This is a genomic window from uncultured Thiodictyon sp. (assembly GCF_903946935.1).
In the GTDB taxonomy this organism is placed as follows: Bacteria; Pseudomonadota; Gammaproteobacteria; order Chromatiales; family Chromatiaceae; genus Thiodictyon.
In genome coordinates this window covers 56,555-80,848 of the sequence record NZ_CAJAXH010000141.1, presented here as the reverse complement: position 1 = coordinate 80,848, position 24,294 = coordinate 56,555, and the positions used below count along the sequence as shown (strand labels likewise).

The following is a 24,294-nucleotide window of genomic DNA, read 5'->3' as shown; positions in this document are numbered from 1 at the left end:
GGCGCGTGTCGGCAGCCGCCCCTGGCGGCTGTTGCGGGGGAGACCATCCGCCCGCAGCGGCCTTCCAAATCCACACAGGATTAAGCATGCAATCGACCAGACCCGTTTTTCTGGATCTGTGGCGGATCAAGCTCCCCGCCACCGGTTTCGTCTCCATCCTCCACCGCGTGAGCGGGGTGCTGATGGTGCTCGCCATCCCCGTCGGGGCCGTCCTCTTCGACCAGGCCGTCTCGGGACCGCAAGGGTTCGCGGCCGCGACCGCCCTGCTCCACCACTGGTTGGCCCGCCTGGTCCTCGTCTTACTGGCCTGGAGCGTCATCCATCACTTATTCGCCGGGATTCGCTATCTGTTGCTGGACTTGCGCATTGGGCTCGACCGGGCACCGGCGCGTCGCAGCGCCTGGATCGTGATGGTGGCCGCGGTGCTCACCCTGGGGTTGGTTCTGATTTGGGAGGTGACAGCATGAGTCGCCAGGCATCCGGCCTCATCGCGTGGTTGGGGCAGCGGCTCACCGCCGTCTATCTCGCGATTTTTATCGCCTATCTGTTCATCAAATTCATGTTCGACGCCCCGGTGGACGACCAGGCGCTGCGCGCCTGGGTGGCCAACCCCCCGGTGACTGCCGCGCTGTTGCTGTTCTTCCCGATCCTCCTGTTCCATGCCTGGGTCGGCATCCGCGACGTGTTTCTCGACTATGTGAAGATCGTCGGCGTGCGGGTCGTCCTGCTCGCGCTCGTGGCCTTCCTGTTCCTGGCCTCCGGGCTGTGGGGCTTCAAGGCCATCGTCATCGCCATCATCAAAGCAGGAATCCCAGGATAATCCATCCATGTCCATCCCAACCAGACACTTCGATGCCCTGATCATCGGCGCCGGCGGCGCCGGACTCAACGCGGCACTGCAACTCGCGGGCGCCGAGACCAGCGTGGCCGTGGTCTCCAAGGTCTTTCCGACCCGCTCGCACACGGTGGCGGCCCAGGGCGGCGTCAACGCGGCACTCGCCAATGTCCTGCCGGACAACTGGCACTGGCACATGTTTGACACGGTCAAGGGCTCCGACTATCTCGGCGACCAGGACGCCATCGAATTCATGTGCCGCGAGGCGATCCCGACTGTCTATGAGCTGGAGCACGCGGGCGTGCCCTTCTCGCGGCTCGACAACGGCAAGATCTACCAGCGCGCCTTCGGCGGCCAGAGCCAGGATTTCGGCGGCGACCAGGCGGCGCGCACCTGCGCGGCGGCGGATCGCACCGGTCATGCCATCCTGCACACCCTCTATCAGCAGAACATCCGCGCCAAGACCCACTTCTTTGACGAATACTTCGCGCTGGATCTGGTCCGTGACAAGGAGGGCACGATCTGCGGCGCCCTGGTGCTGGAGATCGAGACCGGCGAGCCGCTCCTGATCGAGGCCAAGGCGACCCTGCTGGCCACCGGCGGCTGCGGCCAGGTGTTCCGCACCACCTCCAATGCACACATCAACACCGGCGACGGCTGCGCGATGACCTTGCGCGCGGGCATTCCACTGATGGACATGGAGTTCTACCAGTTCCACCCGACCGGCATCGCGGGTAAGGGACTCTTGATCACCGAGGGGGTGCGCGGCGAGGGCGGCTTCCTGGTCAATCAGGACGGGGAGCGCTTCATGGAGCGCTATGCCCCGCGGGCCAAGGACCTGGCCAGCCGCGACGTGGTCGCCCGCTCCATCGTCACCGAGGTGAAGGAAGGGCGCGGGGCCGGCGAGCACGCCGATTATGTCCTGCTCAAGCTCGATCACCTGGGGGCCGATGTCATCGACAAGCGCCTGCCGGGCATCCGCGAGTCCAGCCGGATCTTCGCCGGGGCCGATCCGGTGCGCGAGCCGATTCCGGTCTTCCCGACCGCCCACTACCAGATGGGCGGCATCCCCACCGACCGCTTCGGGCGGGTGGTGATGCCGGCCAGATACGGCTCGGAGGAGGTCATCGCCGGACTCTATGCCGCGGGCGAATGTGCCTGCGCCTCGGTCCACGGGGCCAATCGTCTGGGCGGCAACTCGCTCCTGGACATCCTGGTGTTCGGCCGCCTGGCCGGTAAGGACATCATCGACTATGTCCGCGCCAATCCCCACCGGCGCGAGACCGACCCGGCGAGCCTGGAGCAGGCCATGGCGCGTCTCACGCGCTGGGAGTACACCGGCGACGGGGTGCCGGCACACCAGCTCAAGGCCGAGTTCCGCAAGTGTATGGAGGACCACGCCGGGGTGTTCCGCACCGAAGAGGTCATGGCCGAGGGCTACGGGAAGCTCTGCGAACTGCGCGAGCGCTTCAAGGACGCGCGGCTGGCGGACCAATCCAAGGTCTTCAACACCGCCCGCATCGAGGCGCTGGAGCTCGAAAACCTGATCGATGTCGGACTCGCCATTGCGGTTTCCGCACTCAACCGCAAGGAGAGTCGCGGCGCCCATTCGCGGCCCGACTATCCGCTGCGCGACGACGTCAACTGGATGAAGCACAGCCTGTACTATCGCGACGGGGACCGCATGGACTACAAGCCGGTGCGCACCAAACCGCTGACGGTCGAGTCGTTCCCGCCGAAAGAGCGGGTGTATTAGCGCTCCAGTGGATCAGCGCGGCACCACCGGCGGCAGCGCCGGCGGTGTGCCCGAGCAAGAGATTAGGTACAGAACATGAAGATCAGCGTTTATCGCTATAACCCCGACGTCGACCAGAAGCCGCGCATGCAGACCTACGAGGTCCGCCCGGTACAGGGCATGATGCTGCGCGACGCCCTACTGGAGATCAAGCAGCAGGACGAGAGCTTCGCCTTCCGCCACTCCTGCGGGGAGGGCGTATGCGGCTCGGATGGGGTCAATGTCAACGGCAAGAACTGTCTTGCCTGCATCACCCCCATCGCCGAACTGAGTGAGCCCATCACCGTGCGGCCCTTCCCGGGGCGCCCGGTGATCCGCGACCTGGTGGTCGACATGACCCTGTTCTACGAGCAATACCGGGCGGTCAAGCCCTATCTGATCCGCACCGACTCATTGCCCGAACGCGAGATCGCCCAGTCGCCCGAGGACCGCGACCAACTCGACGGGCTCTACGAGTGCATCCTGTGCGGCTGCTGCTCCACCGCCTGCCCGTCGTTCTGGTGGAACCCGGAGAAATTCTTAGGCCCCGCCGCCCTGCTCCAGGCCTGGCGCTTCCTCGCCGACACCCGCGATCAGGCGACCGATGAGCGCCTCGACGCGCTGGACGGCCCCTACAAGCTGTTTCGCTGTCACACCATCATGAACTGTGTCGAGGTCTGCCCCAAGGGCCTGAACCCCACCCGCGCCATCGGCCGGATCAAGGACCTGATGTTGGAGAAGGGCCTCTAGCGCCACCCTCGTTCCCACGCTCTGCGTGGGAACGCCACGCTCCGCGTCGGAATGCCACCCTCTGCGCCCCCTCATTCCCACGCTTTGCGTGGGAATGCCTCCCGCGACGCGCCGCGTCGCGAGCCCGACCGGCGCGACGCCCCAACAGCCGCATTCACCGTCTGACCGATCGCCCACCATGATTGATCCAACCCTAATCCCAGACCCGGACGGCGTCACCGACGAGGAGATCCGCCGTCTGCGCTGGCAATGCCGCCGCGGGATGCTGGAACTGGACCACCTCCTGCTGCCCTTTCTGGACCGCAGCGAGGGCTACCGCGCCCTGGACCCCGCCCGCCGCGCCGAGTTTGTCGCACTCCTCGGCGAGCAGGACCAGGATCTCAGCAACTGGTTCATGTCACGCCGGGTCCCCGAGGACCCGCGGTTCCACCATTTGATCCAGCACATCCTCGCGGTGGTCGCGGCCGACAGGTCCTGATCCCGGATCGGGCCGCCCATGGCCTCACACCGCGAACAGCCGCCGCTCCTGATCCAACCCGGCGTTTCCCGCCGGCTCGCCGCCTTCGTCGCACTCACCCACCTGTTGGCCGCCGGCGCTATCCTCGGACTCCCCGGCGCACGCCCCTTGTTGCTCCTGATCCCCATCGGGGCAAGCCTCGCCTACCAGCTCTATGTCCAGGTCCTGCACCGCGCGCCCTGGTCCATCCGCGCAGCCACCTGGCAGGCCGACGGCACCTGGACCGTCGGCTTGGTCTCAGGCGCGCAGATCGATGCGCGCCTGGCCGCATCGACCTTTGTGAGCGTGCCGCTGGTCGTGCTCAACCTGCGCCGCGGCCATTGGCGCCGCTGGTCGCTGCCGCTCTTTGCCGATGCCCTGGACACCGAGCAACTGCGCCGCCTGCGCCAGCGGTTGCGGATCGAAGGGGCTGGACGGGAGCAGGATGCCGCGCTGGCCTGATTCCTCGTGCCCAAGCGCCGAGACTGTGAACCTAAACCCGGGAATTGCTGACGCCAAGGCGCCAAGCTCGCCAAGAAATAAAAGCCTTGGCGAGCTTGGCGCCTTGGCGTGACAACTGCTCTTTCCCTCGCTCCCAAACTCCGCTGCGGATGTCAGGGCGGCGTCTCCAACGTCAGCTCGGCCTGCTCAACCTGACTCGCCAATTGGCGCAGGCGCTGCACCATGGCCGCCAGGCCATTGCGGCGGCCGAGGCTCAGGTGTTCGTCGAGGCCGACCTGGTGGAAAAAGGCCTCGATATCGAAGGCCAGGATGGCCGCGGCGCGCTGACCGGAGAAGAGCTGCTGCAACAGGGCGAGCAGACCGCGCACGATAGAGGCATCGCTATCGGCCAAAAATTCAATGATATCGCTGGTGCCGGGCCGGACCCGGGCATCCATGTGGACCAGGCTCTGGCAGCCGAAGACCAGGTTGGCCGGGGTCTTGAGGGCCTCGGGCATGGTCGGCAGCCGGGCGCCCTGGTCCATGAGCTGTTGATAGCGCATCGACCAGTCGGGCAGCAGCTCAAACAGCTCGTCGATCTCCGCCGCCGCCGCCGCCGGCGATTGCGCCTGCGCCGCCGGATAGACCGGCCCCGCGGACGCGGTTGGCGTCGGCGCGCCCGCCCGGGCCGCGGCCGCCGCCGCGCGGGCCGCCTCGATGAGCGCGGCCAGTTCATCGGCCAGGTGGTCGACCTCCTCGATCGTGTTATAGACCCCGAAAGAGGCGCGCGCGGTCGAGGTCAGCCCCAGTCGGTCCATCAGCGGTTGACAACAGTGATGACCGGTGCGGATGCAGATGCCCTTCAGATCCAGCCCGGTGCCGATGTCGAGCGTACCCAGCGGCGGATCGGTCACGACCCAGGACAGGACGCCGGCCTTGTGCGCCGCGGTGCCCTTGATCGCCACCCCGGGGATGGCGGCCAACCGCTCGGTGGCGTGACGCAACAACAGCGCCTCATGCGCCGCTGCGCGCGCCAGCCCGACCCCGCCCAGCCAGTCGATGGCCGCCGCCAGCCCGATGGCCCCGGCGATGTGTGGCGTGCCGGCCTCGAACTTATTAGGAAGCTCGGCGTAGGTCGTCTCCTGAAAGGTGACGCGCTCGATCATGTCGCCGCCGCCTTGATAGGGGGGCATCGCCTCGAGCAGGTGCCGCTTGCCGTAGAGCACGCCGATCCCCGTCGGCCCATAGAGCTTGTGGCCGGAGAAGGCAAAAAAGTCGCAATCCAGGGCCTGCACATCGGTCGGCCCATGGGCGACCCACTGGGCGCCGTCGATCAGCACCAGCGCGTCCACCTGGTGTGCGGCCTTGACGATCTCGGCCACCGGGTTGACGGTCCCCAGTGCGTTGGAGACCGCAGTGACCGCCACCAGGCGGGTGCGCGGCCCGAGCAGCCGCCGGTACGCGTCCAGCCGCAGCTCGCCCGCGTCGTCGATCGGGATCGCCCGGATCAGCGCCCCGGTCGCCTGGGCGATCATCTGCCAGGGGACGATGTTGGAGTGGTGTTCCAGCTCCGAGAGGACGATCTCATCGTTGGGGCGCAGATTCGCGCGGCCCCAGGCGGCGGCGACCAGGTTGATGGACTCGGTGGTCCCGCGCGTAAAAATGCACTCGGCCGCATCGGCGGCGTTGATGAAGGCGGCCACCGTGGCGCGCGCCTCCTCGTAGCGCCGGGTGGCATTCTGGGAGAGTTGATAGGCCCCGCGATGGATGTTGGCGTGCTGGCTCAGATAGTAATCGGCAACGGCATCGATCACCCGATCCGGTTTCTGGGAACTCGCTGCGTTGTCGAGATACACCAGCGGCAGGCCGCGCACCGCCGTGCTCAGGATCGGAAACTGGGCGCGGATGGCCGCCGGATCGAGCGGCGGCAGCCCGGCGGGGTCGAGTAAATGGGTCGCTGTCATGAGTCCTGAGCCTGGTATGGAAATGGACGCCGCCCCGCTGGGGAGTCGGCCCTCCTGCAATGTCTGGGCGCGCACGGGCCGCGTCCAAGCGTATCAGATGGGAGCCGGGAGGCAGTGTATTCAAGGCGTCGTCGCCGGACGGCGCCAACCGATCAGGCGCCCGCCGCTGCCAGGGCCGCGGCCAGTTGCCCCAGCGCCCGCTCGATCGCCGCCCGCGGCGCGCCCAGATTGAGCCGCATGTGCCCGCCCCCGCCGGTGCCGAAAATCGTCCCGGGGCTCAGGCCCAGACCGGCGCGCTCGACAAAAAAGCGGCGCAGGGCGGCGTCGTCGAGCCCCAAGCCACGGCAGTCGAGCCACAGCAGATAGGTCCCCTCGGGACGCACCGCGGCGATGCCCGGTAGCGCGGTCGCGACCGCGTCCAGGGCCAGGTCGCGATTGCCTTGCAGATACGGCAGCAGGGCATCGAGCCAGGGGCCGCCCGCGCGATAGGCCGCGGTGAAGCCGGCGACGCTGAATGGATTGCTGGCACTGACATGGAAGGTATCGAAGACCCGGCGCAAGGCGCGGCGCTGCTCCGGGTCCGGGCAAATGAGGGCGGACAATCCCAGCCCCGGGATGTTGAAGGTCTTGCTCGGGGCCAGCGCGGTCACCACCAAGGCGGGGTCGTCCGTGAGACAGGCCAGCGGGCGGTGCCGCGCGCCCGGCAGGCAGAGGTCGTGATGGATCTCATCGGACAGGATCGCCATGCGGTGCCGCCAGGCGATGTCCAGCAGCCCCTCGAGTTCGTCCGCTCGCCACACCCGGCCCACCGGGTTGTGGGGCGAACACAGCAGCAACAGGCGCGCCCCCGCGGCGGCGCAACGCTCCAGGTGTTCCAGGTCGAAGGTGTAGCCGTCCGGGCCGATCCGCAGCGGGTTTTCCACCACCTGCCGGCCATTGGCCCGCACCACCGAGTAAAAGGGCGCATAGACCGGCGGCTGGACGATGACGCCCTCCCCCGGTTGGGTCAGCGCAAGCACGGTCGCGGCCAGCGATGGCACCACCCCTGGGGCCATCACCACCCATTCACGCTCGATGGCCCAGCCGTGCCGCTCGCGCAGCCAATCGGCCATGGCGGCAAAGAGCTCATCCGGGAAGAGTGTATAGCCATAGACCGGATGCGCCGCACGCTGCACCAGTGCGCGTGTCACCGCCGCGGGCGCGGCAAAGTCCATATCCGCGACCCACAGCGGCAGTACGTCGCCATCGCCGAACTGACCGGCGCGCCCGTCCCACTTGAGTGAGCCGCTGCCCGCGCGCTCGAGCGGTCGATCGAAGTTCGGACGTTCGTCTATCATTGTCAAGGTCTCTCTCTCGCTCATTCGACCGCGTGGCGGCTGACCAGCAATTCGGCAATCTCGGTCGCCTCGGGGCCGCGGTAGTTGGTCAAGACCAGCGATAGCGGCGAGTCGCCGTTGCGCGCGCGGGCGGACACATCCGCGCCATTGATAATCAGTAGACGGGCGATGTCGAGCATGCCGCCGGTGAGTGCAAGGAGCAGCGGCGTATTACCGAGCCCATCGCGCGCATTAACATTGGCTCCCTTGGCGATCAGCTTTTCGGCGACGGCCAAATAGCCCGGGGTCGGCTTGCCGCAGGCCAGCAGCAGCGGCGTTAGTCCGAGGTGGTCCTGCATATTGACATCGATATGGGAGTCGAGCAGGATCTTGGCGACAATAAGATAGTCGTGTTTCAAGGCCGAGAGCAATAGCGGGGTCCCTTGTTCATCCACGGCCGGTAGCGTGAAGCGGGCCCGCACGAACAAATCGATCACCTTTTTGTCGCCGGCGCTAAAGGCCCGCAGAAACCCTTTCTCGGTCATAGGTATCCGGGACGCCTCGAGCTGTTTGATGGCGTCCGCCTTGCGCTCTGCGGCGCGGAAGGTCTGCAGTTTGCGGAATTCCCAAACCCGCATCAGGTCCGTCATGACATCCGCGGGAAAGCCCGCGCGACCGGAGCGCTTGTCGATCAGCAGGTCGGAGAAATAATCATGGAGCTCGGGGCTCTCCCAGAGGTCTGCGATCTTCTTGAGGATGCGCTCGAACTGGGTCTCCAAGTGGACTGGGTAGTGGTTACCCATACGCGCGAATAACGGATACTTCATCGCTGGTCTTCTCTTCGGCCGCTCTACCTTAGACGAACTAGGGCAAGCGCTGCAACAGGTCCACCCGATGGGGCTTAAGAAACCGGGCGCCAGCCGGGGTCAGGTGCCGCTCGAAGGCGGCGCGGATGGCGGCGCGCTGCGCGGCGTCCAGTTGCCGCTCGCTGTGGGTCACGTCGAGGAAACGCGACGCGAAGCTCGGCCAGTCCGGATAGCTGGCCGCGGACTCAAAAAAGACCTCCGCCGCCAGGGCGAAGCCTCCCCGCCCCACCGCCCGCCGCAGGGCGGCAAAGGCCGCCTCGCGCACCACCTGCTCATCCTGGATCAGCCGCATCACCTCGTTGAACGGCCCCTGGTAGACCGGTTCTGAACAATACAGCAGGCCACCGGGCTTGAGCACCCGCTGGACCTCGGCGAGCGCCCGGTCCATCAGGTCCGTGGGCACATGGTGGAGCGACTTGAGCATGAAGACCAAATCATAGCTCGCGTCCGCCGCGGCGATGGCCTCGGCCCCGCCGAGGCGAAAGGTCACGCCCGGCAGGTCCCCGAGCGCCAAGTTCTTGGCGTGCTGGACGCGGTCCACCTCGGTGGCCGTGACCGCCGCCGCCCCCAGTCGCTCCGCCAGGAGCCGCGTCGTCCAGGCCGCCCCGCAGCCCAGTTCCAGGACCCGCCGGCCGCGCACCGGCACCAACTCCTCGATCAGTTCCAGTTCATCCAGTCGGCGATACTCGCCCGCCGGGTACAGGCGCATGGCGGCCGCCCCCAGGTCACCCAGTAAATCGGTCATCGATCGCGTCTCATCAGGTCTAGGATACGGGAAAATAACACACGGCCGGTCGTTCACGGACATCGTTAGGTGGCGTGGCGATGTCCCCGACCGGCCGCCCGCCAGAGTCCTCGCCTTGATCATCATCGCTACCACCTTGCCGCGCAAGCCCAAATCGCCCCTTGATGAAGGCTCCGGCCAGCGGCGGTGGGTCCACATGGCCAAGTGAAATCAGCGGCGCCTGTACACCGAACCGGCTAGCGGCCATGGCAGCAAGAACAGCCCCCCGTGGGGCGGCTTCAGCCGCGACCAGCGGCCACGGCAACTCGCGGGGACGCGTCGCGGCTGAAGCCGCTGCCACGGGGGAGCGGCGCGCCGCCCACCGAAAAATATAAGCTATTGTATTTATTTGCGTTAGCTTGCATCCATTGGCGGCCGAATCCTCTTTCCAGGATAAAAAGCCCAATACATGGCAGGATCAGTGGCATAATCGGACGCTGGAGCCACTACGCACCCAGCAGTTTTTTGTCGCCGTCGGTCTTTCGAGAACCTGGCACCACGCCCCCGCGTGCCCGGCCGGACATCATCATTCGCCAGGCCTCCCCGCTCCCACCAGAATCCTTTTACGCCAAGCCGGCAACCTAATTTTAGGGCGACCATGAAAGTTCCAAAAAGTCTCGAACCACTGTTGCGCGATGGTCTGATCGATGAAGTGATTCGCCCACTGAAGAGCGGCAAAGAGGCCGCGGTCTATGTCGTTGCCTCGGAAGGCGCCATTCGCTGCGCCAAGGTCTATAAAGATGCGAATAAACGCGGCTTCCATACCCAGGCGACCTATCGCGAAGGCCGCACCGTGCGCAACAGTCGACAGGCGCGGGCAATGCAAAAGGGTTCGCGCTTTGGCCGCAAAGAGCAGGAAGAGGTGTGGCAAAACGCCGAGGTCGACGCCTTATATCGTCTGGCGGCCGCCGGGGTGCGGGTACCGCAACCCTATCACTTTCTCGAAGGCGTCCTGCTGATGGAGTTGATCACGGATGAAGACGGGGTGGCGGCGCCCCGACTCAACGACCTGGAATTGACCGGCGAGCAGGCCCTGGACTACCACGGTCGACTGATCATGGAAGTGGTCAAGATGCTCTGCGGCGGGCTCGTTCATGGCGATCTCTCCGAGTTCAATGTATTGATCGATGCGCAGGGTCCGGTGATTATCGATCTGCCGCAGGCGATCGATGCGGCGGCCAACAACAATGCCGCCCGGATGCTGGAGCGCGACGTCGACAATCTGGCCGCCTATTTTGGCCGCTTTGCGCCCGAACTGCTGACCACCACCTATGGCAAAGAAATCTGGCACCTCTATGAGAACGGCAAGCTGACGCCCGCGGTCAAGCTCACCGGCCATTTCAAGGGCCAACACAAGGAGGCCGATCTCGCCGCCATCATGCGGGAAATCGACGATGCGCGCGCAGACGCCATCAGGCGTAAGCACGAACGCGATGGCGAGTAAGTGCCAGGAATAGCCTAACGGGGGTGGCCGGAACGATGATCAAGGCTGCAACACCAGCGAGTCGAGCGAGGTCGCATACACCGGGTCGGAGTGGAAGGGCTGCAGCGCCGACGGATCGACCGTGATCCACACCCCGCCGACGATCGGCGCCCCCGGCACCTCCACCCGCGTGAAGCGCTCAAAGGGGGTCCCTCGCGCCGGGTCCAGCAGCGGATGATCGTGCCGATACCAATGGGTATCGCCGTGAATCAGCAGCACCGGGCCGGAAAATTGACCCATCAGTGCAATCAGTCGGTCCTTGAAGCCGCGCAGTCCCGGCGGTCCCCGCCCGCGGTCGAACAGCGGGTCGGCCTGCACCATCAAGACCAAGGCCCGCGCAGCGCGGCCCGGCGCGGAGTCAAGCATCCGCGTCAGGAAGGCCTGGTTGGCGGCCTCCCGCGCCGCGAACTCGGCCATGGCACCGGGCTCGGCGGGATTGCGTCCGTTGTCGCTGCCGACCACATGCAGCGCGACGAACAGCACCCCATCCAGCGCAAAGCCATAGACCTCCGGGAAGCGCGGCCCGGCGTGGGTCACGCCCAAGGCGGCGAGGCGCAATACCGTCGGGTCGCCATAGAAGACCTCGCGCACCCGCTTGAGACGGGCGCGCGGGTCGTACCCCCCGGCGGCCGCGCGGTGGCAGTCGGTCCACTCGTTGTCCCCCGGGGTGTAGACCAGCGGCACCGGCACCGCGCGAAACAGCGCGGCGATGTCCCGCAACTCCTCGTCGGTACAAGGGCTGCTGCCGGACTTGAAGTCGCCGACATGGACGATAAACGGCGGTCGTTGGACGGCGGCGGCGGCGAGCAGGGCCTTTAAGGGCGCGATCTCGGGCGCACCATAGGGCAGGTCGCCGAGGGCGAAGAAACGCAGGGGCGCCGCCGACACCGCGGCCCCTTGCGCAAGGACGGCCGGGGCAATCAGGAGGCTGGCCAGGGCCAGGGCGCGGACAAACACGCGGCTGAATCTCGGAGGTTGGCGCATGGGTCGGTCTCTTGGTCGCGGCCTGGTTTTTTCATAGATGATGCCGGCCGCCCGCAGCGAGCGCAAACCGGGCCGGAGATCGGCCGTCACCTTTGGCCCGATCCCGGCTAGAATCCGCGCATGAACACTCCAAGCCCCACCCCTTACGCCGATCTCAGCCCGGATCGGGTGCTCGACGCGGTCGAGTCCATCGGGCTCCCCACGGATGGCCACCTCTTGGCACTGAACAGTTACGAGAACCGTGTCTACCAGGTCGGCCTCGACGAGGCCGAGCCAGTCATCGCCAAGTTCTACCGCCCGGGGCGCTGGAGCGACGCGGCTATCCTGGAGGAGCATGTCTTCAGTCAGGACCTGGCGGACGCCGAGATCCCGGCGGTCCCGCCCTTCGCCACCCAGGGGCGAACCCTGCACGAACACCGCGGCTACCGCTTTTCCTTGAGCCCGCGGCGCGGCGGGCGCACGCCCGAGTTGGAGGATGCGTCCGTGCTGGAGTGGCTCGGGCGCCTGCTGGGGCGCATCCATGCCATCGGCGCGCTCACCCCCTTTGTACACCGCCCGACGCTCGACATCCCGTCTTTCGGTACCGAGCCGCGGGACTTCCTGCGCGCCGGGGGCTGGGTCCCCAAAGACCTGCTCCCGGCCTATACCTCAGTGGTCGATCAGGCGCTCGAGGGGGTCGCCGCCTGCTTCGCGCGAGCGGGCGATTATACGGCGATCCGGCTGCACGGCGACTGCCACCGCGGCAATCTGCTGTGGACCGACGCCGGGCCGCACTTTGTCGACTTCGATGACGCCCGCACTGGGCCCGCGGTACAGGACCTGTGGATGCTGCTGTCCGGGGAGCGCCCGGAGCAGACCCGCCAACTGGCGGACGTGCTGGCCGGCTATGAGGATTTTTGCGACTTCGACCACCGTGAGCTGCACCTGATCGAGGCCCTGCGCACCCTGCGTCAGATTCACTACGCCGCCTGGCTCGCGCGGCGCTGGGAGGACCCGGCCTTCCCCGCCGCCTTCCCCTGGTTCAACACCCAGCACTACTGGCAGGACCACATCCTGGCACTGCGCGAACAGATCGCGGCCATGCAGGAGGGACCGCTCTGGTCGGCGTGAGGGCGAATAGCCATGACACAGGACGCGACAGGTGGCCCAGATTGTCGGTATGCACATGGCACAAGGTCCGCGGGGACGACGCATGACAGATGGGCACGCCCAACGCTGAGGCTACCCCGCCGGCTCCAGCCTGAGCCACGCGCACCCGTCCGGGCTGGCCTTGGCGATGGCGGCGAGCCGCGCGGCGTGGGCGGCCTGGGCTTGGGCATCGGCCGCGACCACCCGCAGCCGCGGCCGCTGCGGGTCCAAGCGGCCGCGCTCGGCCAGCGCCTTACGCCCCCCCGCGTCCAACGACGGCTCCCCGCCTAACTGCATGACCACCTGCCCGCCGGTCATCGCGAGATAGACGTCCGCGAGGATCTCGGCATCGAGCAGGGCGCCGTGCAGGTCCCGGTGAGAATTGTCCACGCCGTAGCGTTTACAGAGCGCGTCCAGACTGTTGCGTTGACCGGGGTGGAGCCGGCGCGCCATCGCCAAGGTGTCGGTCACCGCGCACAGACTGCCGATCCGGGCGGCGCCGTCGCGCCACCGCCCGAGTTCGTGGTCAATGAAACCGCAGTCGAAGGCGGCGTTGTGGATGATCAGCTCGGCCCCCGTCACATAGTCGAGGAAGGCCTCGGCGATCTCGGCAAAGCGGGGCTTGTCGCGCAGGAATTCGTTGGTGATCCCATGGACCTCCACCGCCTCGGCGTCGATCTCGCGATCGGGCTGCAAATACTGGTGGAAATTGTTACGGGTGAGCCGGCGATCGACCAGTTCGATACAACCGATCTCAATCAGCCGATGGCCCTCCCGCGGGTCGAGCCCGGTGGTCTCGGTGTCCAGGACGATTTGGCGCATAAATTATTGCCTAGCCTTAAGAATAATTGTCCGCTAATGAACGCAAATGCGGACCTTTTATCTTGATCCAGGACCGGGGATGCCTTGGTTGGCCAGGCGGTCGGCACGCTCGTTCTCGGCGTGACCGGTATGTCCTCTGACCCAGTGCCAGCGGACCTGATGGGGACCGAGCGCCCCGTCCAACCGTTCCCACAGGTCGCGGTTCTTGACCGGCTTGCGCTCGGCGGTGAGCCAGCCATTGCGCTTCCAGCGGGTCATCCACTCGGTGACGCCGCGCTTGACATACTGTGAATCGGTGGTGACCTCGATGCAGGTCGGGTGCTTCAGCGACTCCAGTGCGGCAATCACGGCCATGATTTCCATGCGATTGTTGGTGGTCTGCGATTCGCCGCCACACAACTCCTTCTCCGTTTCGCCCCAGCGCAGCAGGACCCCCCAGCCCCCGGGGCCCGGGTTACCCTTGCAGGCGCCATCGGTAAAGGCCAGCACACAATCAGACATCGTCCTCTCCAGAAACAGAATTAAGCGCCCGGTCGACCGGTCCGGCGGATGCGCGAAGCGCCGTGGCGGGCCGTCGGCTCGATCGCCCCACCCGCGAGCAAGGCGTGGCGGGCACCCCAGGAGGTTCGCAACGGCGTGAGGGTGGACACACGTTTCACAGCCTTGATGGCATAGACCCCACCCAAGGCCGGCCACAGCGTGCGCCCGAGGACATCGAGCACCGCGAGCCGCGGGCCTTGGGCCCCGCGCAGCGGCGGTCGAAACACCAATTGTTTCCGCACCTCCACATCGAACCCCAGCAACGACAACCAGTCCTCGATCCGGTAGGTGGTCAGAAACCGTCCGCACCAAGGGGCGCGCCCGCGGTAGCGATACAGGAGCCGCATCAGACCCCAACTGCTGAGTGCATTGAACCCCAGGACGATGACATGCCCCTCCGGAATCAGTACCCGTTCCACCTCCCGCAGCACCAGTCGCGGGTCCGGCGTGAAGTCCAGGGTATGCGGCATGAGCACCACGTCGACGGCGTCGGCGGCCAGCGGCAACGCCGCCGGGTTCCCCACGACCGCAGGGCGATGGGAGCCGCTCGGTGACTCGCCGGGCAACAAGACCCGATGGCGCAGCCGGCTCGCAGCCAGCACCTCCCGGAAGCAGTCGCCGTCGCCGACCTGGACCAGGTAATAGCCGAAGGTGTCGTGCAGCAGTTCGGTCAGGCAGTCCGCCTCCCGCGCCGCGATGTCCCGCCCCAGGGGCGTGCGATACCAATGTTCAAGGCCGGCGAGAGGGGAGCCCGGGCCGGTGCAAGCGGTCATTATCGATGCCTCATTGTTGTTGGGCGCGGCCACCAACCCAAGCCCCGGATCGCCCCGCCCCGGCTGGCTGGACCGGCGCCGAGCCCCGCGCACCGGCGCCCGAGCGCCTGCTGTAGGTTCCATGGTAACCAGTAATGGGCGCCCTGTCCCCCCGCCCCAGCCCTCAGCGCGGCGGCACAGGTCTGGTAATGACCGGCCGCTTTGCGTATCATGCCCCTATAAGCCGTGAGAAACTATCTAAACCAAGTGCTTACACTTAGGTCCGGGGGTTCAATGCAGTTTTTTTCACCCACAGCCCGCCATCACGGCGCGCGTCTTCCCCTTTTTCTCGCTGTACTCGCCGTGTCCGGCTGTGCATCTAAACAGACCCGTAACTTTACCGACGTGGACGACTACGGCAACGCGGTCTCGGCTCGCGAATATGGCTATGTCCGGCCCACCTCAACCGCGGCGCGACGCGGTGGCAGCGCGGCTCCCTCTGGCGATCTGTGGACGCGTGTACGCGCCGACATGAAACTCAATCTCCATGCCAGCGGTCGCATCGATGAAAAGGTCGGCACCTTCCGGCGCGACCCACAATTCATGTCGAAGCTCTCGGAACGGGCCAAACCCTATCTCCACGTGGTGATGGCGGAGATCGAGCGACGCGGTCTGCCGGGCGAGCTGGCCCTGCTGCCACACATCGAAAGCCGCTACAACCCAGCGGCCACCTCCCCGGTAGCGGCCGCCGGCATGTGGCAGTTCATGCCCTATACCGGCCGCGAGATGGGCCTGCGCCAGGACGCCTGGCAGGACGAACGCCGCGACGTCATGGCCTCAACCCGGGCGGCCATGGATTATCTCCAGCAGCTCCAACGGCGCCTCGGCGGGAGTTGGGAGCTGGCGATGGCCGCCTACAACTGCGGCCCGGCCCGCGTGGAGTCGGCCCAGGCCGCCAACCGCGCACGCGGCCTGCCCACCGATTTTTGGTCGCTGAACCTGCCGGCCGAGACCCGGAACTACGTCCCCCAGATACTGGCGGCCGCCCGTCTGGTGGCAGAGCCAACCCAGAACGGGGTGCATCTGCCGCCGGTGCCGAGTACACCCCAACTGGAGGTGGTGCGCACCGACCGGCCCGTGAACCTGGCGCGCGTCGCGCAGGCGAGCGGCATCGGACTCGCACAGTTGCAGACACTCAATGCCGGACTCAAGCGCGGACAGACCTCCCCGATGGGTCCGGGCCACCTGGTGGTCCCAGTCGGCACCGCCACGCGGGTCACCGCCGCGCTGCCCCAGTCCCGGATCGTGGCGCCGATGAGGTTCACGGCTGCGGCCGAGCCGGCCGAGCCTCCGCCAACCGTCAAGCCTGAAACCACCATTGCAACGGTCTATATGGTCAAAGGGGGCGACACCCTGGCATCGGTGGCCCGCGCGCAGAAAGTGGACCTGAACGATCTGGCCGCTGCGAATGCGATGCAGCTGCGCGAGCCCCTGTTGCCTGGACAGAGCCTGCGCATCCCCGGCGCCGCCGGCGCCGCAGTCGGTGGCGACATGACGGCGGCCAATCTGGTCACCCATCGCGTCCGTCGGGGCGACTCGTTGCCGGCCATCGCCCGCCGCTACCACGTCAGTGTCGATGACCTGATCCGCTGGAACCCGGTCGCGGCCAACGACCTGCACCACGGCGGGACGATCCGCATCTATCGGCGCGGCCCCTCGTTCGCGTCCTTGTAAAGATGAATAAATTTGCCCGGTTGCTGCTTTTGCTTGCTGCCGTCAGCGTCCCGTTTGGCGCGCACGCATTCTCCTTGCCCTGGTTGAGCGCGGCCCCTCAACCAGCGGCGCGCGCGCCGGCGTCGGTAGCCACACCGACGCCGGGCAACCCGCAACTCGCCGACCGAATCGTCGTCAAGAAGGCGCAACGACGCCTCTATCTGATGCGCGGCAACACGCCATGGCGTACCTACAAGATCGCCCTTGGCCTCCAGCCGACCGGTCACAAACGCCACCAAGGCGACGGGCGGACCCCGGAAGGCCGTTACCGCATCGACCGACGCGTCGATCGCAGCGGCTACCACAAGGCCCTGCAGATCTCCTATCCGAGCCCGACCGATCGCCTGCGGGCACAGGTACAGGGGGTCGACCCGGGCGGCCTGATCATGATCCACGGCCAACCCAATGGTGCGGCGCAGCAGCGCGCCGGCGATTGGACCTTCGGTTGTATCGCGGTGTCCAATCTGGAGATCGACGAGATCTGGTCGCTCACCGCTGCGGGGACCCCGGTCGAGATCCTGCCGTGACGAGCAGCACTTAGGCGGCCATCGGGAGTCGCAGGCCCCGCTGCCGTTCGTGTCCGCCGTCCCACTACGCGCTCCAGCACTCTGCTATGGTTGCACTATCCGCATCAAGGACCCGGACTGCCGCGAGAGCGCCATGCACGACCACCATAACACCGCCGAACCCACCACGCCGAGTGTACTCTATCTCGGCCCGGACCCCGACCTACCCGAGCGCATCGCACCCTTGCTCGCCGCTCGGGGGATCGCCCTGTTCGCCGCCGACGACCGGGACGAGCAACCCCCGGCGACAGCGGGATTCAAGTACCAGTCGCTGATCTTGGACACGGCCCGGCTCGCGCCTGGCGAAACCCTGAAGGACTGGATCGACGAACTGACACAAGCCGGCATCAAGGCACCGCATTTGGTGATCATCGCCGCAACGAAGGAGATCGGCCCGCGTCTCCAGGCCCTGCGGGCCAATGCGGCGGCCTATTTTGTAACCCCGGTGGACGCCGATGTACTGGTGGCAACCCTGGTCTCGGCGTGCCGACCGCCGCCCGGCACGGTTCGCCGCGTGTTGGTGGTGGACGATGACGCCATGCAGGCACTGCTGGCCGAGCGCATCCTGACGGCGGCCGGACTCCAGGTACGCGCCCTGACCGATCCCCTGAGAATATTAGAGATATTGGCGACATTCCAACCCCATCTCATCCTCATGGATCTCAACATGCCCGCGGCCAATGGGGGCGAGTTGGCGGCCATTATCCGTGAGCAAGACATCTATCAGACCTTACCGATCCTGTTTCTCTCCGTTGAACGCGACCCCGGACGGCAGCTCGATGCCCTGAGCATGGGCGGGGACGCCTTCATCACCAAGCCGATGCGCCCAGATCTGCTGGTGAAGACCGTGACCCAGCGCATCGACTCCAGCATGGCCTCACGCCGCCGACTCAATCTGGCCGAGCAGCGCGACCCCACCACTCATGAACAACGCATCGACTCGCTGATCGAGCAGGCCTTGGCGGACAGCAGCCCGGACCATGGCTTCCGGCTCTTTTACCAACCACTGGTGGCGGTGGTCCCCAACCGCCGACGCTGCATGGAAGTCCTGTTGTGTCTCACCGAACCGGATGGGTCGCCGATTCCATCTTGGGAGCTATCCATTGCCGAGCGCCGCGGGCGCGGTGTCGCGATCGACCACTGGGTCATGACGCGGGCGCTGGCGGTGATCGCGCAGCAGTCGCGGGAGCAATCCGGGCTGGGACTACTGATCCGCCAGCACCTCGACACGCTGATCGCCCCGGGCTGGGTGCTCGCGCTGCGCGATCGCTTGGTCGCACTCGGCTTGGCGCCGCCGGCCATCGTCTTGGGGTTAACGGTCGACGACATTCTTGCGAACAGGGGTATTGCCGTGACCCTGGGAAAGATGCTGAACACACTGGGGATCAAGCTCTGCCTGTTGGATGTGGACCAGACACCGGTGGCCTTCGACCTGGTGACGGACCTGCGGCCGGCGATGGTACGACTCGCCATCGACACCGTGCGCCAGTCCACACCGGAGCGACTCAACTCACTGGTGCGGCGCCTGCGCCAACAGGGAATCGAGGTCATCGCCGCCGGCATCGACGATCCCGCCCTGATCGGGCCGGTCAGGAGCAGCGGCATCCACTATATCCAGGGAAATTTGATCCAGCCGTCGCTGGCCGAACCGGTATTCGACTGGAACAGCGTGGTGGTCGGGCAGCTTGTCCGCGGGTATGACGGATAACCCTAAAAAGAGCAATTAGTCCACGAAAAACGGAAATGAAGGGGGGTGATCTTATGGAACTGTTTCTAAAGATTGCGGTGGCGGCCATGCTGGTGCTGCTGCTGGTGCGTTTGTGGCCGGCCTACAAACAGTGGCAAGCCCGCGACATCAAGGCCGGGGCGGGCGATTGGCTGGCCGCCCTGCTCCCCTTAGGCGCGGTGGTGCTGCTGGTGATCCTACTCATGCTGGCGGTGCGGACATTCTGAGGTTCGGTACCAAGGGCAGGCCCTGATTGCGTTGCCTCACCCTGCGCGCTCCCCGACCACCTGCACCACCGCCCGACAGAGCGCGGCCAACTCCGTCTCGTCGATCACATAGGGCGGCATGAGATAGATCAGGCGACCAAAGGGCCTCACCCAGACGCCCAATTCGACCAACCGACGCTGGGTCTCGCGCATGGGCACCGGCGAGTGCATCTCGACCACCCCGATCGCCCCCAGGACCCGCACGTCCAACACCCCGGGGCGGCCGCGGCAGGGGGCGAGCCCAGCCTTCAGGCCCGTTTCGATCCGGGCGATCCGGCCCTGCCAATCGGTGGCAAGCAGCAGCTCGATACTGGCATTGGCCACCGCGCAGGCCAACGGGTTGGCCATAAAGGTCGGACCGTGCATGAAGACCCCCGGGTCGCCGGCCGCGATCCCCGCGGCCACGCGTTCGGTGGCCAGGGTCGCTGCGAGGGTCAGATAGCCGCCGGTCAGGGCCTTACCGACGGTCATGAGGTCGGGGCTGATGCCGGCCTGGGTACAGGCGAACAGGGTTCCGGTGCGGCCGAAGCCGGTCGCGATCTCGTCGGCGATCAGCAAGACCCCATGCCGATCGCAGAGGGCGCGGACCTCACGCAAATAGTCCTTGGAATAGAACCGCATGCCCCCGGCGCCCTGCACGATGGGTTCCAGGATCACGGCCGCCAGCTCGTGGCGATGGCGCGCGATCAAGTCGGCGAAGGCGGCAATCTGGCTGTGCTCCCAGGGCTCACCGAAGCGGCCGGCAGGAACCGGGGCGAAGACCTGTTGCGGCAGCACCGCCCCCCACAGACGGTGCATCCCGGAGTCCGGGTCACAGACCGACATGGCATGGAAGGTATCCCCATGATAACCGCCACGCACCGTCATCAGCCGGTGGCGCCCCGGCTGCCCCTGGGCCTGCCAGAACTGGATGGCCATCTTGATCGCCACCTCCACCGCGACCGACCCCGAGTCGCACAGGAAGACGTGGCGCAGCGGCTCCGGGGTCAGTTCCACCAGGTGCTGCACCAGCCGCGCGGCCGGCTCGTGGGTCAGCCCCCCAAACATCACATGCGCCATGGACCCGAGCTGGTCCTGCACCGCCCGATTGAGTACCGGGTGGTTATAGCCATGGATGGCGCACCACCAGGAGGACATGCCGTCGATCAAGGTGCGCCCATCCATCAAGTGCAGGCGGCATCCCTGGGCGGCGCGCACCGGGTAGACCGGGTCGCGGTCGACAGTGGAGCTGTAGGGATGCCAGGCATGGGCCTGGTCGATGGCGAGGACTTGGTCGATATCCATGAGGCACTCAAGCATTGCGGTTCGGCACGCGAAGCGCGCCATTATCCGGGTTATCCTTGACGCTGGCTTGCCCATCGCGACCACGACCGACGAGCGCCCGACGAGCGCCCTTTGCCCGCCGACACCCGCCGATGTACCCTGACGGGCTTTGGCCCGCACGAGCAACCTCATGACCATCAAATCCGACCGCTGGATCCGCCGCATGGCCGCCGCCCACGGCATGATCGAACCCTTCGAGCCGGGGCAGGTGCGCGAGGGCGAGACCGGGCGCGTAATCTCCTACGGCACCTCCAGCTACGGCTACGATGTGCGCTGCGCCGATGAGTTCAAGATCTTCACCAACATCAACTCGGCCATCGTCGACCCCAAGAATTTCGACTCCAACAGCTTCGTGGACCTGAAGTCAGACGTCTGCATCATCCCCCCCAACTCATTTGCCCTGGCGCGGACCGTCGAATATTTTCGTATCCCACGGGATGTCCTTGTTATTTGTCTTGGAAAATCGACTTATGCAAGATGTGGTATTATAGTAAATGTAACCCCATTGGAACCTGAATGGGAAGGCCATGTGACCTTGGAGTTCTCCAACACCACCACCCTGCCGGCCAAGATCTACGCCAACGAAGGGGTGGCCCAGATCCTGTTTTTCGAGTCGGATGAGGTCTGCGAGACGTCCTATCGGGATCGCGCCGGCAAGTATCAGGGCCAGCGGGGGGTGACCCTACCGAAGTCTTGAGTTTTCCGCCAGCCAGGCTACCATGTGACTTGGTCGCGGCACCGCCTCAATCCTCAGGTCAGCGCCGCGACCTTCCAGCTCATTCAAGGACATCTAAGTGAGATCGACTCTTCGCATCCCCCTGTTTTTTTTGGTCGTCGCGCTGGCCTTACCGCGAGCGGCCCAGGTCGACGCACAGTTCGCCGGGGCGGCGCCGACGGCGGCCCCCGCCACGACCACCTTAGCCTTGGCCGCGCCGGTGCCGGAGCCCCGTCCGCCGATGCCCGAAATCGTGCTGCCGCGCCTGGGCCTGAGTTCGGCCTCGATCCTGGTGGTGGACGAGTCCGACCACCCCGTCTATGCCAAGAAGACGCGCGACCAGCGGCCTATCGCCTCCATCACCAAGCTGATGACCGCCATGGTGGTGCTGGACGCCGCGGCGCCCCTGGATGAACCGGTGACGATCCTGGAGGAGGACCGCGACCAACTGCGCCACAGCCGTTCGCGTCTGCGGATCGATCGGGCGGCCACCTTGCAGCGCCGGGAAGTCCTGGCCGTCGCCCTGATGTCATCGGACAACCGCGCCGCCTCGGCCCTGGGACGTACGACCTTCCCCGGCGGTAAGCCGGCCTTTGTGGAGGCCATGAACCGCAAGGCGGCGACGCTGGGGATGACCGAGTCGCGATTTGCTGACCCCACTGGCCTGGACGGGAACAATATCTCCACCGCCGAGGACCTGGTGAAAATGGTACGTGCGGCGGCAAGTTACCCGCTGATCAGCGAGATCACCACGACCGGGGAGATGGAGGTGAAACCCTATGGTGACGGCGGCACCCTGCATTACCGCAACACCAACCCGCTGGTGCGAAGCCCGGATTGGCACCTGGAACTGAGCAAGACCGGTTTCGTCAACGAGGCCGGTCACTGCCTGGTGATGCGGGCGGTCATCGGCGGGCGCCTGCTCTCGATCGTGCTCCTGGACTCGCCCGGTAAGCGCAACCCGGTGGGCGATTCCATTCGGCTTCGCAAGTGGCTTGAATCACAGAGATCGGGGCTATCTGGCTCTGGCTGAAGCTTGAGGGCCGTTTGGCAACCGCCCCCCATCTATCGAATCAATGTGACGGAGTTAAGCCCCGGATGTACCCAGGCGAGCGCTTCAACAGTATCACCCACTTGGTCGGGGCCGTTCTGGCCCTGATCGGCGCCACCGTGATGGTGACCTTGGCCGGTGTCGAGGGCGGGGCCATGCGGATCGTCAGCTTCACCGTTTATGGGATGACGCTGTTCCTGCTGTACCTGTCCTCCACCCTGTATCACAGCCTGCGGGGTCGGGCCAAGGCCGTCTTCCAGGTCCTCGACCACCATGCGATCTATCTGCTGATCGCCGGCACCTACACCCCCTTCACGCTGGTCGCACTCAAGGGCGAAACCGGCTGGTGGTTGTTCGGTGCGGTCTGGGGGTTGGCCGTCGTCGGCATCCTCATCGACACCCTACGCGGTGGGGGCGGGCGACTACTATCAGTCGCCATTTATCTGTCGATGGGCTGGCTCATCGTGCTTGCCCTGCACGATATCATCGCGGCCCTGCCCCCGGCCGGGTTCGGGTGGCTGCTGGCGGGCGGGATCTTCTACACCGTCGGGGTGATCTTCTACGCGCTTGCCGGACGCTGGCCCTGGTGCCACGGCATCTGGCACCTGTTTGTGCTGGCCGGCAGCGCCAGTCATTATTTCGCGATATTGCTCTATCTATAGAAGAATATGCAAAGAGTAATTGTCGCCAGCGAAGAAGGTAGCGATGATTCCGCTGCGCCTTACTCAGCCTCACAGGCTTACTGCCCCGGGAGCAGCGCCAACCCGCGCGCCAGGTCAGCCTGGATGTCGACCAGACACTCCAGACCCACGGCGACCCGGATCAGGCCCTCGCCGATGCCCGACGCCGCGCGCTGTTCCGGGGTCAGGCGACCGTGGGTGGTGCTGGCGGGGTGGGTGATGGTGGTCTTGGTGTCGCCCAGGTTCGCGGTGATCGACAGCAGGCGGGTGGCGTCGATCACGCCCCACGCGCCGGGGCGTCCGCCATGCACGTCGAATGCAACGATGCCGCCACCACCGCGTTGCTGCACGCCGACCAAGTGGTGCTGAGGGTGGTCTGCCCGACCCGGGTAGTAGACGTGCGCGACCCCGGGTTGTGCAGCCAGCCAGTCGGCGAGTCCCGCCGCACCCTGGGAGTGGGCCGCCATCCGCAACTCTAGGGTTTCCAAACCCTTGAGGAAGACCCAGGCATTAAAGGGGCTTAAGGTCGGCCCGGCGGTGCGCAGTACGCCATAGACCTCCTCCCCGACCCGCTTGCGATCCCCCAGCACGGCCCCGCCGACGCACCGCCCCTGCCCGTCCAGATATTTGGTGGCCGAGTGGATGACCAGATCGGCGCCCAGTTCCAGCGGGCGTTGCAGGGCCGGCGTGCAGAAGCAATTGTCCACCACCAGCAGGCAGTTGCGGCGATGGGCAAGTTCGGCGAGTGTACGCAGATCGACCATCTCAGTGATTGGATTGGACGGGGTCTCACAGAACAACAGCCGGGTCTGCGGGCCGATCGCTGCATCCCAGGCGGCCAGGTCGCTCAGGTCGCAATAGCTGGTTCCAATGCCGAAGCGACTGAGATATTTGTTGAACAGCAGCGTGGTGCTGCCGAACAAGCTGCGGGAGGCCACGAGATGGTCCCCGGTCTGCAAGAGTCCCATACAGACCGCCAGGATGGCGGCCATGCCGGAGGCCGTGGCGACACAAGACTCACTCCCCTCCAGCGCTGCCAATCGTTCCTCGAATGCACGGACCGTAGGGTTGGTGAAACGCGAATAGATGTTCCCCGGGCTCTCCCCGGAGAAACGTGCCGCGGCCTCCGCGGCGCTGTCGAAGACAAAGCTGGAGGTGGTGAAGATGGGCTCGCCGTGCTCGCCCTCGTGAGTGCGCCGATGTCCGGTACGCACCGCGCGGGTGGCGAAGCCGGGTCGGGTGCTACCGGACTGCGTCAA

25 protein-coding genes are annotated in these 24,294 nt (G+C 66.0%); 15 read left to right on the top strand and 10 right to left on the bottom strand.

Annotation, left to right across the window (positions count from 1 at the left end):
* Positions 1–86: 86 nt before the first annotated feature.
* From sdhC to QZX93_RS12685, 6 genes are all read left to right on the top strand, one after another.
* Positions 87–467 (top strand): succinate dehydrogenase, cytochrome b556 subunit, encoded by a 381-nt coding sequence (gene sdhC, locus QZX93_RS12710; protein WP_295388176.1) that lies wholly within the window; start codon positions 87–89, stop codon positions 465–467.
* Positions 464–820, top strand: coding sequence for a succinate dehydrogenase, hydrophobic membrane anchor protein (sdhD, locus tag QZX93_RS12705; RefSeq protein ID WP_295388173.1), 357 nt, complete (start codon positions 464–466; stop codon positions 818–820). The genes sdhC and sdhD overlap by 4 nt, the downstream gene beginning before the upstream one ends.
* Positions 821–827: 7 nt before the next feature.
* Positions 828–2,591 carry a succinate dehydrogenase flavoprotein subunit gene (gene sdhA / locus QZX93_RS12700; RefSeq protein ID WP_295388170.1) on the top strand — a complete coding sequence of 588 codons (1,764 nt, stop codon included), beginning with the start codon at positions 828–830 and terminating at the stop codon, positions 2,589–2,591.
* A 75-nt stretch (positions 2,592–2,666) separates the two neighbouring features.
* The gene (locus QZX93_RS12695; protein WP_295388168.1) at positions 2,667–3,359 is read left to right on the top strand and encodes a succinate dehydrogenase iron-sulfur subunit; all 693 of its coding nucleotides are present in this window, start codon (positions 2,667–2,669) and stop codon (positions 3,357–3,359) included.
* A 178-nt stretch (positions 3,360–3,537) separates the two neighbouring features.
* Positions 3,538–3,837 carry a succinate dehydrogenase assembly factor 2 gene (locus QZX93_RS12690; protein WP_295388165.1) on the top strand — a complete coding sequence of 100 codons (300 nt, stop codon included), beginning with the start codon at positions 3,538–3,540 and terminating at the stop codon, positions 3,835–3,837.
* 18 nt (positions 3,838–3,855) lie between these two features.
* Positions 3,856–4,317, top strand: a complete 462-nt coding sequence (locus tag QZX93_RS12685) for a protein YgfX (RefSeq protein WP_295388162.1) — start codon at positions 3,856–3,858, stop codon at positions 4,315–4,317.
* A gap of 152 nt (positions 4,318–4,469) precedes the next feature.
* Here the strand turns inward: QZX93_RS12685 and QZX93_RS12680 are convergent, their stop codons facing one another.
* The 4 genes from QZX93_RS12680 to QZX93_RS12665 all read right to left on the bottom strand — a co-directional run bounded on the left by QZX93_RS12680 (position 4,470) and on the right by QZX93_RS12665 (position 9,187).
* Positions 4,470–6,260, bottom strand: a complete 1,791-nt coding sequence (locus tag QZX93_RS12680; protein WP_295388160.1) for a SufS family cysteine desulfurase — start codon at positions 6,258–6,260, stop codon at positions 4,470–4,472.
* A 152-nt stretch (positions 6,261–6,412) separates the two neighbouring features.
* Positions 6,413–7,597 (bottom strand): PatB family C-S lyase, encoded by a 1,185-nt coding sequence (locus QZX93_RS12675; RefSeq protein WP_295388158.1) that lies wholly within the window; start codon positions 7,595–7,597, stop codon positions 6,413–6,415.
* A gap of 20 nt (positions 7,598–7,617) precedes the next feature.
* The gene (locus QZX93_RS12670) at positions 7,618–8,403 is read right to left on the bottom strand and encodes an ankyrin repeat domain-containing protein (RefSeq protein WP_295388156.1); all 786 of its coding nucleotides are present in this window, start codon (positions 8,401–8,403) and stop codon (positions 7,618–7,620) included.
* Positions 8,404–8,440: 37 nt separating this feature from the next.
* Positions 8,441–9,187 (bottom strand): class I SAM-dependent methyltransferase, encoded by a 747-nt coding sequence (locus QZX93_RS12665; protein ID WP_295388153.1) that lies wholly within the window; start codon positions 9,185–9,187, stop codon positions 8,441–8,443.
* A gap of 637 nt (positions 9,188–9,824) precedes the next feature.
* Here QZX93_RS12665 and QZX93_RS12660 point away from each other — a divergent pair.
* A complete protein-coding gene (locus QZX93_RS12660; RefSeq protein ID WP_295388151.1) occupies positions 9,825–10,670 on the top strand; it encodes a PA4780 family RIO1-like protein kinase in 846 nt (281 codons plus the stop codon).
* Positions 10,671–10,709: 39 nt separating this feature from the next.
* Here QZX93_RS12660 and QZX93_RS12655 read toward each other — a convergent pair whose 3' ends face one another.
* On the bottom strand, positions 10,710–11,693 hold the full coding sequence (locus QZX93_RS12655) for a hypothetical protein (protein WP_295388149.1): 984 nt from the start codon (positions 11,691–11,693) through the stop codon (positions 10,710–10,712).
* Between the two features lie 120 nt (positions 11,694–11,813).
* Between QZX93_RS12655 and QZX93_RS12650 the strand changes: the two genes are divergently transcribed.
* Positions 11,814–12,803 carry a serine/threonine protein kinase gene (locus tag QZX93_RS12650; RefSeq protein WP_295388147.1) on the top strand — a complete coding sequence of 330 codons (990 nt, stop codon included), beginning with the start codon at positions 11,814–11,816 and terminating at the stop codon, positions 12,801–12,803.
* A gap of 111 nt (positions 12,804–12,914) precedes the next feature.
* Here the strand turns inward: QZX93_RS12650 and dnaQ are convergent, their stop codons facing one another.
* The 3 genes from dnaQ to QZX93_RS12635 are packed head-to-tail and all read right to left on the bottom strand — an operon-like array spanning position 12,915 to position 14,956.
* The gene (gene dnaQ, locus QZX93_RS12645; protein WP_295388145.1) at positions 12,915–13,643 is read right to left on the bottom strand and encodes a DNA polymerase III subunit epsilon; all 729 of its coding nucleotides are present in this window, start codon (positions 13,641–13,643) and stop codon (positions 12,915–12,917) included.
* A gap of 57 nt (positions 13,644–13,700) precedes the next feature.
* The gene (gene rnhA, locus QZX93_RS12640; protein WP_295388143.1) at positions 13,701–14,144 is read right to left on the bottom strand and encodes a ribonuclease HI; all 444 of its coding nucleotides are present in this window, start codon (positions 14,142–14,144) and stop codon (positions 13,701–13,703) included.
* Positions 14,145–14,164: 20 nt separating this feature from the next.
* Positions 14,165–14,956, bottom strand: coding sequence for a methyltransferase domain-containing protein (locus tag QZX93_RS12635; protein ID WP_295388141.1), 792 nt, complete (start codon positions 14,954–14,956; stop codon positions 14,165–14,167).
* A 510-nt stretch (positions 14,957–15,466) separates the two neighbouring features.
* Here QZX93_RS12635 and QZX93_RS12630 point away from each other — a divergent pair.
* The 4 genes from QZX93_RS12630 (at position 15,467) to QZX93_RS12615 (ending at position 19,227) form a co-directional block, all read left to right on the top strand.
* Positions 15,467–16,669, top strand: coding sequence for a transglycosylase SLT domain-containing protein (locus QZX93_RS12630; protein WP_295388139.1), 1,203 nt, complete (start codon positions 15,467–15,469; stop codon positions 16,667–16,669).
* Positions 16,670–16,671: 2 nt separating this feature from the next.
* Positions 16,672–17,235, top strand: a complete 564-nt coding sequence (locus QZX93_RS12625; protein ID WP_295388137.1) for a L,D-transpeptidase family protein — start codon at positions 16,672–16,674, stop codon at positions 17,233–17,235.
* A gap of 133 nt (positions 17,236–17,368) precedes the next feature.
* On the top strand, positions 17,369–18,982 hold the full coding sequence (locus tag QZX93_RS12620) for a response regulator (RefSeq protein WP_295388134.1): 1,614 nt from the start codon (positions 17,369–17,371) through the stop codon (positions 18,980–18,982).
* 53 nt (positions 18,983–19,035) lie between these two features.
* Entirely contained in the window at positions 19,036–19,227 is a 192-nt protein-coding gene (locus tag QZX93_RS12615; protein ID WP_295388132.1) for a hypothetical protein, read from the top strand.
* 36 nt (positions 19,228–19,263) lie between these two features.
* Here QZX93_RS12615 and bioA read toward each other — a convergent pair whose 3' ends face one another.
* Complete coding sequence (gene bioA / locus QZX93_RS12610; protein WP_295388130.1) at positions 19,264–20,550, bottom strand: adenosylmethionine--8-amino-7-oxononanoate transaminase; 1,287 nt, start codon at positions 20,548–20,550, stop codon at positions 19,264–19,266.
* A 169-nt stretch (positions 20,551–20,719) separates the two neighbouring features.
* Here bioA and dcd point away from each other — a divergent pair, with 169 nt between their 5' ends.
* The 3 genes from dcd to QZX93_RS12595 all read left to right on the top strand — a co-directional run bounded on the left by dcd (position 20,720) and on the right by QZX93_RS12595 (position 23,017).
* The gene (gene dcd, locus QZX93_RS12605) at positions 20,720–21,286 is read left to right on the top strand and encodes a dCTP deaminase (RefSeq protein WP_295388128.1); all 567 of its coding nucleotides are present in this window, start codon (positions 20,720–20,722) and stop codon (positions 21,284–21,286) included.
* A gap of 97 nt (positions 21,287–21,383) precedes the next feature.
* The gene (locus QZX93_RS12600; protein ID WP_295388126.1) at positions 21,384–22,337 is read left to right on the top strand and encodes a serine hydrolase; all 954 of its coding nucleotides are present in this window, start codon (positions 21,384–21,386) and stop codon (positions 22,335–22,337) included.
* Between the two features lie 65 nt (positions 22,338–22,402).
* Positions 22,403–23,017 (top strand): hemolysin III family protein, encoded by a 615-nt coding sequence (locus QZX93_RS12595; RefSeq protein WP_295388124.1) that lies wholly within the window; start codon positions 22,403–22,405, stop codon positions 23,015–23,017.
* 77 nt (positions 23,018–23,094) lie between these two features.
* On the opposite strand, the gene QZX93_RS12590 is transcribed toward QZX93_RS12595, so the two are convergent.
* Positions 23,095–24,294 (bottom strand): O-succinylhomoserine sulfhydrylase, encoded by a 1,200-nt coding sequence (locus tag QZX93_RS12590; protein WP_295388203.1) that lies wholly within the window; start codon positions 24,292–24,294, stop codon positions 23,095–23,097.

Bases quoted from the DNA above. Each gene is read 5' to 3' on its own strand.
- sdhC (WP_295388176.1), top strand. From the start codon at position 87: ATGCAATCGACCAGACCCGTTTTTCTGGATCTGTGGCGGATCAAGCTC.
- sdhD (WP_295388173.1), top strand. From the start codon at position 464: ATGAGTCGCCAGGCATCCGGCCTCATCGCGTGGTTGGGGCAGCGGCTC.
- sdhA (WP_295388170.1), top strand. From the start codon at position 828: ATGTCCATCCCAACCAGACACTTCGATGCCCTGATCATCGGCGCCGGC.
- QZX93_RS12695 (WP_295388168.1), top strand. From the start codon at position 2,667: ATGAAGATCAGCGTTTATCGCTATAACCCCGACGTCGACCAGAAGCCG.
- QZX93_RS12690 (WP_295388165.1), top strand. From the start codon at position 3,538: ATGATTGATCCAACCCTAATCCCAGACCCGGACGGCGTCACCGACGAG.
- QZX93_RS12685 (WP_295388162.1), top strand. From the start codon at position 3,856: ATGGCCTCACACCGCGAACAGCCGCCGCTCCTGATCCAACCCGGCGTT.
- QZX93_RS12680 (WP_295388160.1), bottom strand. From the start codon at position 6,260: ATGACAGCGACCCATTTACTCGACCCCGCCGGGCTGCCGCCGCTCGAT.
- QZX93_RS12675 (WP_295388158.1), bottom strand. From the start codon at position 7,597: ATGATAGACGAACGTCCGAACTTCGATCGACCGCTCGAGCGCGCGGGC.
- QZX93_RS12670 (WP_295388156.1), bottom strand. From the start codon at position 8,403: ATGAAGTATCCGTTATTCGCGCGTATGGGTAACCACTACCCAGTCCAC.
- QZX93_RS12665 (WP_295388153.1), bottom strand. From the start codon at position 9,187: ATGACCGATTTACTGGGTGACCTGGGGGCGGCCGCCATGCGCCTGTAC.
- QZX93_RS12660 (WP_295388151.1), top strand. From the start codon at position 9,825: ATGAAAGTTCCAAAAAGTCTCGAACCACTGTTGCGCGATGGTCTGATC.
- QZX93_RS12655 (WP_295388149.1), bottom strand. From the start codon at position 11,693: ATGCGCCAACCTCCGAGATTCAGCCGCGTGTTTGTCCGCGCCCTGGCC.
- QZX93_RS12650 (WP_295388147.1), top strand. From the start codon at position 11,814: ATGAACACTCCAAGCCCCACCCCTTACGCCGATCTCAGCCCGGATCGG.
- dnaQ (WP_295388145.1), bottom strand. From the start codon at position 13,643: ATGCGCCAAATCGTCCTGGACACCGAGACCACCGGGCTCGACCCGCGG.
- rnhA (WP_295388143.1), bottom strand. From the start codon at position 14,144: ATGTCTGATTGTGTGCTGGCCTTTACCGATGGCGCCTGCAAGGGTAAC.
- QZX93_RS12635 (WP_295388141.1), bottom strand. From the start codon at position 14,956: ATGACCGCTTGCACCGGCCCGGGCTCCCCTCTCGCCGGCCTTGAACAT.
- QZX93_RS12630 (WP_295388139.1), top strand. From the start codon at position 15,467: ATGAAACTCAATCTCCATGCCAGCGGTCGCATCGATGAAAAGGTCGGC.
- QZX93_RS12625 (WP_295388137.1), top strand. From the start codon at position 16,672: ATGAATAAATTTGCCCGGTTGCTGCTTTTGCTTGCTGCCGTCAGCGTC.
- QZX93_RS12620 (WP_295388134.1), top strand. From the start codon at position 17,369: ATGCACGACCACCATAACACCGCCGAACCCACCACGCCGAGTGTACTC.
- QZX93_RS12615 (WP_295388132.1), top strand. From the start codon at position 19,036: ATGGAACTGTTTCTAAAGATTGCGGTGGCGGCCATGCTGGTGCTGCTG.
- bioA (WP_295388130.1), bottom strand. From the start codon at position 20,550: ATGGATATCGACCAAGTCCTCGCCATCGACCAGGCCCATGCCTGGCAT.
- dcd (WP_295388128.1), top strand. From the start codon at position 20,720: ATGACCATCAAATCCGACCGCTGGATCCGCCGCATGGCCGCCGCCCAC.
- QZX93_RS12595 (WP_295388124.1), top strand. From the start codon at position 22,403: ATGTACCCAGGCGAGCGCTTCAACAGTATCACCCACTTGGTCGGGGCC.